The 12,205-nt window shown below is 70.3% G+C and carries 10 protein-coding genes; 3 read left to right on the top strand and 7 right to left on the bottom strand.

Features of this window, described 5'->3' with window-relative positions:
• The first annotated feature begins 26 nt into the window (after positions 1 to 26).
• On the top strand, positions 27 to 809 hold the full coding sequence (locus AB0M59_RS42015) for a methyltransferase domain-containing protein (RefSeq protein ID WP_364627026.1): 783 nt from the start codon (positions 27 to 29) through the stop codon (positions 807 to 809).
• The gene (locus AB0M59_RS42020) at positions 806 to 1,732 is read left to right on the top strand and encodes an alpha/beta hydrolase fold domain-containing protein (protein WP_364627028.1); all 927 of its coding nucleotides are present in this window, start codon (positions 806 to 808) and stop codon (positions 1,730 to 1,732) included. Before AB0M59_RS42015 ends, AB0M59_RS42020 begins: the two co-directional genes overlap by 4 nt.
• Here the strand turns inward: AB0M59_RS42020 and AB0M59_RS42025 are convergent.
• The 5 genes from AB0M59_RS42025 to AB0M59_RS42045 form a co-directional block, all read right to left on the bottom strand.
• Positions 1,718 to 3,457, bottom strand: coding sequence for a choline/carnitine O-acyltransferase (locus AB0M59_RS42025; protein WP_364627030.1), 1,740 nt, complete (start codon positions 3,455 to 3,457; stop codon positions 1,718 to 1,720). The genes AB0M59_RS42020 and AB0M59_RS42025 overlap by 15 nt on opposite strands.
• On the bottom strand, positions 3,454 to 4,281 hold the full coding sequence (locus AB0M59_RS42030) for a class I SAM-dependent methyltransferase (RefSeq protein ID WP_364627032.1): 828 nt from the start codon (positions 4,279 to 4,281) through the stop codon (positions 3,454 to 3,456). Before AB0M59_RS42030 ends, AB0M59_RS42025 begins: the two co-directional genes overlap by 4 nt.
• 16 nt (positions 4,282 to 4,297) lie before the next feature.
• Positions 4,298 to 5,155: an arpA protein gene (locus tag AB0M59_RS42035; RefSeq protein ID WP_364627034.1), complete on the bottom strand. Its 858-nt coding sequence runs from the start codon at positions 5,153 to 5,155 to the stop codon at positions 4,298 to 4,300.
• 87 nt (positions 5,156 to 5,242) lie between these two features.
• Positions 5,243 to 5,773: a DUF4232 domain-containing protein gene (locus tag AB0M59_RS42040; protein WP_364627035.1), complete on the bottom strand. Its 531-nt coding sequence runs from the start codon at positions 5,771 to 5,773 to the stop codon at positions 5,243 to 5,245.
• Between the two features lie 90 nt (positions 5,774 to 5,863).
• On the bottom strand, positions 5,864 to 8,461 hold the full coding sequence (locus AB0M59_RS42045) for a bifunctional FO biosynthesis protein CofGH (protein ID WP_364627037.1): 2,598 nt from the start codon (positions 8,459 to 8,461) through the stop codon (positions 5,864 to 5,866).
• Positions 8,462 to 8,614: 153 nt separating this feature from the next.
• Here AB0M59_RS42045 and AB0M59_RS42050 point away from each other — a divergent pair, with 153 nt between their 5' ends.
• Entirely contained in the window at positions 8,615 to 10,171 is a 1,557-nt protein-coding gene (locus AB0M59_RS42050; protein WP_364627045.1) for a transposase, read from the top strand.
• Here AB0M59_RS42050 and AB0M59_RS42055 read toward each other — a convergent pair.
• Together AB0M59_RS42055 and AB0M59_RS42060 are read right to left on the bottom strand one after the other, a co-directional pair.
• Positions 10,156 to 10,917 (bottom strand): SDR family oxidoreductase, encoded by a 762-nt coding sequence (locus tag AB0M59_RS42055; RefSeq protein ID WP_364627039.1) that lies wholly within the window; start codon positions 10,915 to 10,917, stop codon positions 10,156 to 10,158. The two genes, AB0M59_RS42050 and AB0M59_RS42055, sit on opposite strands and share 16 nt — an antisense overlap.
• Positions 10,914 to 11,711 (bottom strand): alpha/beta fold hydrolase, encoded by a 798-nt coding sequence (locus AB0M59_RS42060; RefSeq protein ID WP_364627040.1) that lies wholly within the window; start codon positions 11,709 to 11,711, stop codon positions 10,914 to 10,916. The genes AB0M59_RS42055 and AB0M59_RS42060 overlap by 4 nt, the downstream gene beginning before the upstream one ends.
• Positions 11,712 to 12,205: the final 494 nt, after the last annotated feature.

Below are 12,205 nucleotides of genomic sequence, written 5' to 3' on the forward strand. Positions count from 1 at the left end.
CGGGGAAGCGCTGATAGTTTTCTGGCATGAGCCAGCGACGTGCGGACGGCAGCGCCGGGGACGCGGATTACGGCGCGATCGGCGGGGTCTACACCGACTACCGCAAGCCGGACCCTCGCATCGGCCAATACATCCTCGACGCGCTGGGAGACGCGCGGACCGTGCTCAACGTCGGCGCGGGCGCCGGCGCGTACGAACCCGAAGACCGGGAAGTGACCGCCGTCGAGCCGTCCGCGTCGATGCGCGCGCAGCGTCCGGCGGACCTGCCGCCCGCGGTCGACGCCGTGGCCGAGAAGCTCCCGTTCGCGGACCGGGCGTTCGAGGGCGCGATGAGCACGTTCAGCGTCCACCAGTGGAACGACCTGTGGACTGGCCTGAAGGAGCTGCGCCGGGTCACCCGCGGCCCGGTCGCCATCCTCACCTGCGACCCGGCCCTGCTGCGGCGGTTCTGGTTGCTCGACTACGCACCCGAGGTCATCGAGACCGAGGCGGGGCGCTACCCGTCGGTCGACGACATCGCCGACGGCCTCGGCGGCCACACGTCGATCGTCCCCGTGCCGATCCCGATCGACTGCACGGACGGCTTCAACGAGGCCTACTACGCCCGCCCGGAACGCCTGCTCGACCCGGGCGCGCGGCTGTCGTGCTCGGCGTGGAGCTTCGTCGACGACCGCGTGCACCACCGGTTCGCCGCCGAGCTGCAGCACGACCTCGACGACGGCACGTGGGAACGCCGCTACGGCCGCCTGCGCGAGCAGCCGACGTTCGAAGGCTCGCTGGTCCTCGTCGTCTCGGACCCCACCGGATGACGCCGCCCCCGTTCGACCCGGAGCTGGTGCCCGTCGTCGAAACCCTGCGTGCCCTGCGCCCGCCGCTGGCTTCGCTCGACGACATCCCCGGCCGCCGTGAGCTGAATGCCGCCGAGCACCGGACCGTCGAGGAGCTGGCCGCCGCGTACCCGGCGTACAAGGTCGCCGAGGAGTACGCGGGGAGCGTCCCGCTGCTCGTCCTGCGCCCGGCGGCCGAGAGCACCGGGGTCCTCTACTACGTGCACGGCGGCGGGACGATCGTCGGCAGCCACCTCGGCGCCGACGTGCCGAACCTGCTGGACTGGGCGGGTGCGCTGAACCTGACGATCGTCTCGCCGGGCTACCGGCTCGCGCCCGAGCACCCGTACCCGGTGCCGGTCGAAGACTGCTACGCCGGTCTACTGTGGACAGTCGAGCACTGCGCCGGGCCGGTGGTGCTCGGGGGTATCAGCGCGGGCGGCGGCATCGCGGCGGCCACGGCGCTGCTCGCCCGCGACCGCGGCGGCCCGGAGCTCGCCGGGCAGCTGCTGATCTGCCCGATGCTCGACGACCGCAACGACACGCCCTCGGCCGTCGACCTCGACGGACGCGGATTGTGGGATCGCACGGCCAACATCGTCGGCTGGACGGCCTACCTGGGTGACCGCCGCGGCAAGGCTGACGTCCCGGCGTACGCCGCCGCGGCCCGCGCCGAAGATCTCTCCGGCCTGCCCCCGGCGTTCCTCGACGTCGGTACCGCCGAGACGTTCCGCGACGAGGTCGTCGCCTACGCGAGCCGGATCTGGCAGGCGGGCGGCGAGGCCGAGCTGCACGTCTGGCCCGGAGGTTTCCACGGCTTCGATTCGCTGGTACCGGAAGCGCAAGTCAGCCGGGCAGCGCGCGCCGCCCGGCTGACCTGGTTGCGCCGGCTACTCGGCCAGTAGCTCCTGCAGTTCCCGCACCGCGACAGCCAGCTCGTCGGCGAAGCGGTGCATCTCGGCCGAGACGTGCTTCGGCGTGCTGAGGTAGATGTTCCAGCGGTCCGGCAGGAGCACGTACGCGATGCCGATGCACTGCGGGCTCGTCGAGCCGAACCCGAAGTACTGGATGTTGACCGACGGCGCCGAGCTGGTGCTCAGGTAGTCGTCGCGCATCTTCAGCCAGCCCGGCGACGTGTAGAGCGCCGCAACAGAAGTGTCGCCCCGGCGCTTCCCGATCAGCTGCAGCTCCCACAGGTGCTGCTCCGGCGCGTCCCCGGCCTGGCACTCCTTCGCCCGCGAAACGTGCTTCGCGGCCGCCGCGCGAAACGCTTCGCGCTTCTCGTCGGCCGAAGCGTTCGCATCGGTCAGGACGTCGGCGAAGCGCACGACCTCCGGCGTGACGACGCGCATCGCCTCGGTGCGGCCGTTGCGGAACTGCCGGGTGGCGATCGACTCGTACGTCGCACCGGTCAGGCCCTTCGCGCGGCGATGCGCCAGCTGGTACGCCATCTGCGCGAAGGCGTCCGGGGACATCTTCAATTCCTTCGCCCGGTTGGCGCCGAAGTCGAACGACACGGTCTGCGTCGCCGTCGCGTCCGCGTACGCCCTGAAGGCCGCTCCGGCCGCCCGGGCGTCTTCGCGCAGGGCGTCGGTCAGCGTGAACTCGACGACCTCGTGGCCGGGGACGCCCTCGGCGCCTTCCCGGGGTGCCCGCGAACCGCTCAGTAGCGCGTCGGTGAAGCCGAGGATCGTGGTGCCGTCGAGTTCGCAGTGCTCGACGTTGATCCCCGCGGTGCCGTCCTCGAACACGACCAGCGAGACCGCCTTGTCGTACCAGCGGTTGTCGCCGTACAGCAGCCGGTCACCGGCTTCCAGGGCGTTCGACGGCGTGAAGTCGTCCAGGCACAGGCAGAACAACGCGGTCTCGACGGTTTCGAGTGCCGCGGCGTTGCCCGCGTCGAGCAGAGCCTGGCGAGTGGCCGCCCACTCGGCACGCGCCTTCGTCGTGAAGTGCCCGGCAGAGACGTCGGTGCCGTGGTCGTCCTTGAGGATCGCCCGCAGGCCGTCGGCGATCTGCTCGGCGGAGTACGGGCGGCCGTCCTCGGCGAGGACGTCCAGCCGGAACGGTGTGCCCTTCGAGAACACGACGATGTGCCGCTCGGGCGACGGGTACCGCGTGCGCGCGGTGTCGAGCAGTCCGCCCGGGATCCGCGTGGCCGAGAACAGGTACTTGTGCTGCACCATCGACTGCGGCCCGCCGCGCACCAGCACCGGCGGCACCAGCTCCTCGTCGAGCTTCAGCTTGTAGTCCACGGCGGACGCGGTCAGCTCGGCCGCACGCTCCACCTGGCCCAGCGGGGAGTCCTGGAACAGGAAGAAGAAGTTGGCGTTGAGCGCGATCCGGTCGCGGCGGCCGAGGTAGCGGTACGGCCAGAACGTGTCGAGCCAGCTGTGCACGCCCGGCGAGCGGTCGTACTCCTCGAGCGCGGCCTGCAGCTCCGGCCCGGGGCCGGCCAGAAACTCCGCGAGGGCCGCTTCGGTCTCGGCCAGCTCCTCCGGCGTCAGCAGCGGCGCGCACCACTCGAGGAAGCGGCGGCCGCTGTCCTCCAGCGCGGGGACGGGGACGCGGGGGAGCCGGTCCTCGTTGCCGAAGGTGCGGGTGGACCATTCCGGACTGCTCACGGTCATCCTTCTTGCTGAGAAGTGGCGAGCGTGGCCGCGAGTTCCGTGGCCGCGCCTTCAGGACGGGAAACATACAGCTGGGCGTACAGCCAGCCGTCGGACTCCACGCCGGTCGGGTCGACCCCGGCGGCGTCGAGGGTGTCGAGGATCTGCGTCCGCTCTTCGTCCGAAGCGAACCGCCGCTGCCGGAACACGCCGGGTACCTGCGCGGTCTCGTACCCCAGCCCGGCCAGGCTGTCGGCGACCGGTTCGTAGGAGAACATCCGCAGCACGAAGTGAGCCATCCACGGCCGCGAGCCGCGGGCGATCCGGGCGATCGTCTTCTCGGTGACGTAGCCGATGCAGCCGGTCGAGATCACGAGGTCGACGTCTTCCAGGAGCTTGCGCTGGGTGCTGTCCGGGTCGTCGTGTTCGAGGTCGGCGTGGATGGCCTCGTCGAGGAACCCGGCGGAAAGCGCGTACTCGAGCGCCGGCGCCGCCGCGTCGAGGCCGAAGAACTTCGCGCCGCCCGAGCCGGTGACGCGGGCCCGGTCGGCCTCGATCAGCCCCGTGTGGCTCAGCGCGAGCACGTCCGGGCCGGTGTAGTGCGCGTAGAGGTCGTCCATCGTGGCTTCGCAGCGGCGGAGCGCGGCGTTGACGCCGTACGAGCAGCCGACGTCGAGCACGGTCGGGGACTCGGCCGGGTGTTCGCCGATCAGCTTCGCGAAGTACGGCTTCGCGAGCTGGGGGATTTCGTAGCCGACCCGGCGCAGTGTGCCGAAGAACGGCCGCGGGTCGGGAGCGGTGTAGATGTGGTCGAACGAGATCTTGCCGGTCGAGTCGAAAGGCACAGGCCAGGCTCCTGATCTAGTCGAGCAGCTCGTCGCCCCGGTCGGTGCGCCCGGCGAGGTGTGCCGGCCGGACCCGGCCGAACAACTGCCTGGTCCGCTCCGCGCTGCCGATGACCCCCGGGCGCTCGCTGTAGGCGAAGATCGCGGAATGACGCGCGACCTTGCCTCTCACCGTACTGACCCGGTGCAAGGCGAAGCGCCCTTGAAAGAGCTGTAGATCGCCCGGACGGAGGCTCAGGCGCTGCACCGGACGGGTGCTTTCCCCGGAAAGCACGGCCCGCACACCGGCGAAGTTCTCGGCGTCGGAGGAGCGGATGCCCGGGCAGAATTCGAAGGTCCCGCCGTCCTCAGCGGCCTGCGTCAGCATGCTGACGGTGTAGGAGTTCGTGTCGAAGTGCCACGGGTGCGCGCGCCCGGGCGCGATCACGTTCAGCGTCAGCCCGGACAGCGGGTCGGCGAGCTCGTGCAGCTCCGGCAGTCCGAAGCAGTCGGCGACGAACCGCTGGAACAGCGGACTGGTGTAGAGCCGGCTGATGAGCGACGACGCCGGGATGCGGTCGCGCGCGACGAAGGCGTTGCCGCGTTCCATGATCGTCCGGCCCGGGTGGTCCTCGGGCAGCGGCTCGTCGATCGCGGTGTTGTACGCGTTGACCTTTTCGACCTTCGTGTAAGCGTACGGCTCGAGCGCGGCGCATTCTTCGCGGAGGACGTCGTGCAGTTCCGGGCGGACGAAGTCGGCGAGCACGCTGCAGCCGACGTCGGCCAGGTCCGCACGGGTACGGGCGACGGTCTCCCGCCAAGCGGGACTGTCCGGTTCGGTCAGCGGGTACCGGTCGGTGTCGACCATTTCCAGTGGCGCCACGGAGGTGCTCATCGAAGTCCCTTCCGGCGGGTGAGGGAACAGAGTTAGCACAGAATCCGGCTGGTCAACCGTCGGTTTGTGAGCGGTGACACAAGGTCATCAGTGGCCGATTCCGGTGGCCCACGCGCTGAGCTTGACGGTGTCCGTGGTGCCGAGGTCGGTCTCCAGCGGCTGCTTCTGCGCGGCTTCCCCGGGGATCGGGATCACCGAGATCGCCGCGCCGGTGTGCTGGTCGCCGCTGGTGACGGTGGCCGACCACGCGAGCACGGACAGCACCTTCCCGCCCGGCTGGAGGGTCAGGTCCTGCGGGCCGGGATCGGGGGCGAAGTAGGACGTCTCGTGCAGGACCTTGACGTCGAGCGGCGCGCCGTCGCCCGCCAGGACCTTCACGTCCGGGTAGCCGGTGACCTTGCGCGGCACGCTGTCCCGGTTGGTCAGCGTCAGCACGCTCGCGCGGTGCCCGAGCCCGGCTTCGACCTGGCCGACCGAAAGCGACAGCCCGATCGACGGCGGCGGCCCGTACGTCGGGCTCGGTGTCGTCGTGGGCGTCGGTACCGGTGGCGGCGGCGGAGTGCCGCAACCCGCGAGAAGCGCGACGAAGAGAAGCGGTGTGAAGCGAGAAACCCCCATGGGCCGGAAAGAGTAGCGGGCGCCCCGGAGCCGGGCGCCCGCTACAGCTGTGTCAACCGGGGCTCCGCCACCCGGCCCCCCGAATCGTTTCTACGGCGTGAGCAGGGGCAGCAGCGGCTTGCGCACGGCGGTCGCGACGCCGTCCGACGCTTCCGCGGCGGCGATCCGCTCAGCCGACGGCCGGCCGTAGCCGGTGGTCCGCTGCACCAGCGGCCGGCCCAGTGGCTCGACCATTTCGCGCATGTCGCTGATTGTCTTGTACGACCCGTTCGACGCACCGGCCATCCGGCTGATCGTCTCCTCCATCAGCGTGCCGCCGATGTCGTTGACGCCGCCCTGCAGCACCGCGCGGCTGCCTTCGGTGCCCAGCTTCACCCAGGAGCTCTGGATGTTGTCGATCATCCCGTGCAGCAGCAGCCGGGACAGCGCGTGCACCGCCCGGTTCTCGTTCTGGGTCGCGCCCGGGCGGGCCAGGCCCGCGAGGTAGATCGGCGAGCTCTGGTGGATGAACGGCAGCAGCACGAACTCGCTGAACCCCCGCCGCCCGTGCTTCTCCAGGCCTTCGCGCTGCAGCCGCGCGAGCAGCTTCAGGTGCGCGACCCAGTGCGCCGGCGTGTCGACGTGGCCGTACATCATCGTGGACGTCGTCGGCAGCCCGATCTCGTGCGCGGTGGTGACGACCTTGATCCACTCCGACGTCGGCAGCTTGCCCTTGGTGAGCACCCAGCGGACGTCGTCGTCGAGGATCTCCGCGGCCGTGCCGGGCAGCGAGTCGACGCCGGCTTCCTTGGCCTTGATGAGCCAGTCCTTCAGCGACAGGTTGGTCCGCGAAGCGCCGTTCACGACCTCCATCGGGCTGTAGGAGTGCAGGTGGATCTCCGGCTGGCGCCGCTTGACCTCGGCCGCGAGGTCGAAGTACGCGGTGCCCGGCAGGTCCGGGTGGATGCCGCCCTGCATGCAGATCTCGGTCGCGCCCGCGGCCCACGCCTCGTCGACGCGGTCGCCGACCTGCTCCAGCGAGAGCGTGTACGCGTCGGCGTCGGTGCGACGCTGCGCGAAGGCGCAGAAGCGGCAACCCGTGTAGCAGACGTTGGTGAAGTTGATGTTCCGCGTGACGACGAACGTGACGTCGTCACCGACCGTCTCGCGCCGCAGGTCGTCGGCGAGCCGCGTGAACGCGTCCAGCTCCTTGCCCTCGGCGGACAGCAGCGCGAGCGCGGCGTCGTCGGACAGCCCGGCGGGGTCCTTTTCCGCGCTGCGCAAGGCTTCCAGCACGGTCGAGTCGAACTTCTGCGGCCCGGTCTTGATCCGGTCGCCGATCTCCTTCCAGTCCCCGTAGACGGAGTCGAAGTCGCTGCGGCGGTCTTCGGTACGGCCGGTGGTGTCGATTTCGGTGTGGAGGTCGGTGCGCCCGGACTGCTGCCAGCCGCCGTCCGGCTCCTGCCACGGGATGCCGACCGGCATCGCACCTTCGCGCGCCATTCCGGTGGCCGGGTCGACGAGCGCCGCGACGTGCCGCGTGATCCGCGGGTCCAGCCACGGCTCGCCGGCGTTGACGTACTCGGGGTAGATGGTCAGCCGTTCCTTGAGCTCGAACCCGGCCTTCTCGGTCTGGCGGGCCAGCTCGTCGATCTGCGGCCACGCGCGCTCCGGGTTGACGTGGTCCGGGGTCAGCGGCGAGACGCCGCCCCAGTCGTCGATCCCGGCGCGGATCATCAGGTCGTACTGGGCGCCGATCAGGTTCGGCGGCGCCTGGATGCGCATCTTCGGGCCGAGCACCAGCCGCGCCACGGCGATGTTCGCGGCGAGCTCTTCGAGGTCGGCGTCCGGCGTCGCGCGCATCTTCGTGTCCGGCTTGGCCCGGAAGTTCTGCACGATGACTTCCTGGATGCCGCCGTAGGTCTTGGCGACCTTGCGGATCTCGAACAGCGCGTCCGCGCGCTCGTCGTGCGTCTCGCCGATGCCGATCAGCACGCCGGTGGTGAAGGGGACGCTGCTGCGCCCGGCGTCTTCGAGCACCCGGAGCCGGACCGCGGGATCCTTGTCGGGGGACCCGTAGTGCGGGCCGCCCTTTTCGGACCAGAGCCGCGTGGCGGTGGTCTCCAGCATCATGCCCATCGACGGCGCGACCGGCTTGAGCCGCTGGAAGTCCTGCCAGGTCAGGACGCCCGGGTTGAGGTGCGGCAGCAGGCCGGTCTCTTCGAGCACCCGGATGGCCATCGCGCGGACGTAGGAGAGCGTGTCGTCGTAGCCGTGCGCGTCCAGCCAGTCGCGAGCCGCCTTCCAGCGGTCCTCGGGCCGGTCGCCAAGCGTGAAAAGAGCTTCCTTGCAGCCCATCTTCGCGCCCTTGCGAGCGATGTCGAGGACCTCGTCCGGGGACAGGAACGGCGATTCGAGCCGGCCCGGGACCGTGACGAAGGTGCAGTAACCGCAGCGGTCGCGGCACAGCCGGGTCAGGGGGATGAACACCTTGCGGCTGTAGGTGATGATGCCCGCGCGGCCGGCCTCGGCCAGGCCCGCGTCGCGGATGCGGGAGGCGTACTCGGAAAGCTTTCCCAGGTCTTCGCCGCGGGCGTGCAGCAGGACGCTCGCTTCGGCTACGTCCAGTGTCTTCCCGTCACGCGCCCGGGCGAGCGCGCGGCGCATCGCGGAGGCGGTCGGGGCGGTGGCGTCGGGTTCGGGTCCCATTCCACCCACGCTAGGACCGTCCTCACGAGACCAGCCAGTGTGTGTTCCGCACCCCGCTCACCCGATCGGTGCGCGTGATCGTCGTCGCAGGTCAGCCTGGTGCCGTGGTTGTCGATCAGCTGTTCGCGGTGTATTACCTAAAGGGTGGCATCGGTGGTCGGCAAGAAGATCGGCGGACGGACGTACTACTACCTGGCGGAATCCGGCCGGGTCGACGGCAAGCCCCGGGTGGTGACCCAGCGTTACCTCGGGACGGCCGAGGAGATCGCCCGCGCCGTCCCGGGCGGCGAACCAGCGTCCGCTTCGTACCGGACGTACGGCGATGTCGCCGCGGTCTGGTCGACGCTTTCGCGGCTCGAATTCGTGCACCGCGTCGACTCCGTCGTGGGTGTTCAGCGGGCGAAGCCCTCGCTCGGGCTCATGCTGGCTATCGCCGTGCTGCACCGCGCGACCGCGCCTGACACGCCGCTCGGCGAGTGGTGGGAGTCGGGCGTGGCGGCGGACGTCGTGCGGCCCCGCGTGTCCACAGTGGACGCGGCGTGGCGGGCATTGGAACGCCTTACGCCGGAACGCATCACACGCATCGAAGACACCATCGCGTCCGTCGTGCTGGACACGCTCGACGACCACGCGGCGCTCGCCGTCGACGTCCCCCAGTTCGCCGCGTTCGCCCCGGCCGACTGCACGCTGCCCTCGGCGTGCCAGGGCGTGCTCGCCGGGGCCGGCCTGCGGGTGACCCGCGACGGCGCGATCCCCCTGGCGTCGAGGGTGTACCGGCGCGACGACGGCTCGGCACCGACGTTCGCGTCGCTGACCGCGGAGCTGGGCCCCGCGACGCTCGTCTTCCACTCCGGCCAGGCGGCCCAGCTCGACCTGGGCTCACGCAGCGGGTTCGTCGGCTCGCTGCCGCTGACCGACCACCCCGAGCTGCTGACCCAGCCCGCGTCCGCGCGCAAGCGCGTCGACCCCGAGCGGTTCGCCGGCCTCACCGCCCTGGACACGCACGCGGTCGTCGACGGCGTGCGGCGGCGGGTGATCCTCACGCATTCGGCGACGCTGCACGCGGCGCAGTCCCGCGCGTTCGCCGACGAGCTGGCCACCGCGACCCGCGAGCTGGACGGCCTGGCCGGGGCGCTCGCGGCGGGCACCCACCGCGGCGACCGCGCCCAGATCCACGCCGAGCTCGGCCGGGTGACGCGCGGCCGGCGCATCGAGCGCGTGCTCACCGCCGTCCTGAGCGGGAACCGGCCCGGCGAGATCCGGCTCGAACGGCGCGTCGACACCGTGGCCATCGCCCGGCTCGACGACGAGTTCTTCGGCAAGCAGGTGCTGGTCACCGACCGGGATTGGCCGATCGGGGACGTCGTCACCGCCTACCGGGCCCGCACGCACCTGGAGTCGACGTTCCGCTGGCTCACCGGCCCGGCCGTCACCGGGCCGACCCCGCGCTGGGAGTGGACGCGGCAGCGGATCGCCGCGCACGGGCTCGTCTCGGTGCTCGCCGCGACCGTGACGCACCTGATGCGGCGCGAGGCCGACCGGGCCGGGATGAACCTGTCCGTGCGCGAGCTGCTCGACCAGCTGGCCGGCATCGGCGAGCTGGTGCTGCGCTACCCGTCCACCGGCGGGCGGCCGCGGACGAAACGCCTGCCCACCGAGCGGGACCCGGGTCAGCAGGCTTTGGCCGACCTCTTTCAGCTCTCGCGGTAGATCTGCAGCGCCGAGAAGCTCTGCACCACCGGCATCAGCTCGATGACGTTGATGTTCACGTGCTTCGGCTGGTTCGCCGCCCAGAAGACGGACTCGGCGACGTCGTCGGCGGTCAGCGGCGTGGTGCCCTGGTAGACCTTGTCCGCTTTGTCCTGGTCGCCGTCGAAGCGGACCTTCGAGAAGTCCGTGCCGCCGACCATGCCGGGCTCGACGTTCGTCACGCGGACGCCGGTGCCGTGCAGGTCGCTGCGCAGGTTGAGGCTGAACTGGTGGACGAAGGCCTTGGTCGCGCCGTAGACGTTGCCGCCGGGGTAGGGATAGGTGCCGGCGATCGAGCCGATGTTGATGACGTGGCCGCGGCCGCGCTCGACCATGCCGGGCAGCAGCGCGCGCGTCACGTGCGTGAGGCCGCGGACGTTGGTCGCGATCATCTCGTCCCAGTCGGCCAGTTCTGCCCGGTGCGCGGGCTCGAGGCCCTTCGCCAGGCCGGCGTTGTTGACCAGGACGTCGACTTCCTGCCAACCCTCCGGGAGGTTGCCGATCACGGCCTTGACCGCTTCGGGGTCGCTGACGTCGAGGGTCACCGGGAGAACGGCGTCGCCGAGGTCGCCGGCCAGCTTCTCGAGCTTGTCCGCGCTGCGGGCGACGGCGATCACGCGGGCGCCCTCGGCGACGAACCGGCGCGCGATGGCGGCACCGAAGCCGGCGCTGGCGCCGGTCACGAACACGGTCTGCTGCTGGGTCATGGGGTGGCTCCGCTGCTCTTGCTGCCGGTCAGGAACGTGCCGAGTGCCTCGTTGAACTCGGTCTCGCGCTCCAGGTTAGGCAGGTGCCCGGCGCCCTCGACGACCACCAGGGCCGAACCCCGGACGTGCTGGTGGATTCGTTCGGCGTCTTCCACCGGGGTGAACTCGTCCTCGCTGCCGACGACCACCAGGGTGGGGACGTCGATGCGCTGCAGTCCCTCGGTGTAGTCGGGGCGCTCGGCACGCCCCCTCAGTGCGGCGGCGGCTCCTTCTGCCGGCGCGTCGCGCATCATCTTCCGGACGTGGGCCTCGACGTCCGGCCTGGTCGCGCGGGTCTGCTTCGAGATCATCTTGGGGAGAAGCTCGTCGGCGTAGCTCGCCATGCCCTCCTCGGTGATCCTCGCCGCGGTGTCGATCCGGGCCTGCCTCGCGTCCGGGGTGTCGAGGCCCGGGAAGGTGTCGGCGAGCAGGACGGCTTCCGCCCGGCCCGGGTGGTCCTCGAGCAGATGCATGACGATCTGGCCGCCCATGGAGAGGCCGCCGAGGACGAAGCGGTTCATCTTCAGGTGGTCGGCCAGGTCGACGAGGTCCCGGGCGAAGACGTCGAGGGTGGTCTTGGTGCCTCGCCCCGGGGACTCCCCATAGCCACGGAGGTCGGGGGTCACGACGCGGTGGCCGCGGGCCGCCAGGTACTCGGCTTGGGGACGCCACATCGAGCGGTCGAAGGGGTGGCCGTGGACGAGGAGGACCGGCCGGCCGTCCTCCGGGCCGAGGTCGTCGTACGCGAGGGTCATGCGGCCGACGCTAGGCGGAGCTTTGGCGCGGAGCAATACGGCGCAATGTACTCGGAGCAATGTTCTTTCCCGGCCCTTTCTCTGGCGCTCCGGGGCCGGCAGGTGCACACTGGGCTTCAGGCGGGCTCCGTCATGGGGTCTGACCTGCGCTGATCTTGCTAACGGACCCCCCTGTTCCAGGGGGTTTCCGGGCATGTAAAGTTCTCCAAGTCGCCAGGGAAACCGGGTGGCCGCCGGGACACGAACCAAGCTCTCGCAGAAGCGATTGAGTGGGTGTCCCACCAAAAACTGCTAGGAATACTCGCTTCGAGTAAGGCCGCTTGACGGTGGCGCGACTCGGAGTGTGTTGCTTGAGAACTCAACAGTGTGCTAGTGAACTAAGCCAGTAGAGCTTATATATAACCTCGTATGAGGTTCCTTTGAGAATGATTGAGTACATAGTCTCGATCAAACTATTCATTGTTGGAGAGTTTGATCCTGGCTCAGGACGAACG

Origin of the sequence: Amycolatopsis sp. NPDC051371 (assembly GCF_040682155.1) — a bacterium.
Lineage (GTDB): Bacteria > Actinomycetota > Actinomycetes > Mycobacteriales > Pseudonocardiaceae > Amycolatopsis.

Excerpts from the sequence above, each read along its gene's own strand:
- AB0M59_RS42020 (WP_364627028.1), top strand. The coding sequence starts at position 806 with ATGACGCCGCCCCCGTTCGACCCGGAGCTGGTGCCCGTCGTCGAAACC.
- AB0M59_RS42060 (WP_364627040.1), bottom strand. The coding sequence starts at position 11,711 with ATGACCCTCGCGTACGACGACCTCGGCCCGGAGGACGGCCGGCCGGTC.
- AB0M59_RS42055 (WP_364627039.1), bottom strand. The coding sequence starts at position 10,917 with ATGACCCAGCAGCAGACCGTGTTCGTGACCGGCGCCAGCGCCGGCTTC.
- AB0M59_RS42015 (WP_364627026.1), top strand. The coding sequence starts at position 27 with ATGAGCCAGCGACGTGCGGACGGCAGCGCCGGGGACGCGGATTACGGC.
- AB0M59_RS42025 (WP_364627030.1), bottom strand. The coding sequence starts at position 3,457 with ATGACCGTGAGCAGTCCGGAATGGTCCACCCGCACCTTCGGCAACGAG.
- AB0M59_RS42045 (WP_364627037.1), bottom strand. The coding sequence starts at position 8,461 with ATGGGACCCGAACCCGACGCCACCGCCCCGACCGCCTCCGCGATGCGC.
- AB0M59_RS42040 (WP_364627035.1), bottom strand. The coding sequence starts at position 5,773 with ATGGGGGTTTCTCGCTTCACACCGCTTCTCTTCGTCGCGCTTCTCGCG.
- AB0M59_RS42035 (WP_364627034.1), bottom strand. The coding sequence starts at position 5,155 with ATGAGCACCTCCGTGGCGCCACTGGAAATGGTCGACACCGACCGGTAC.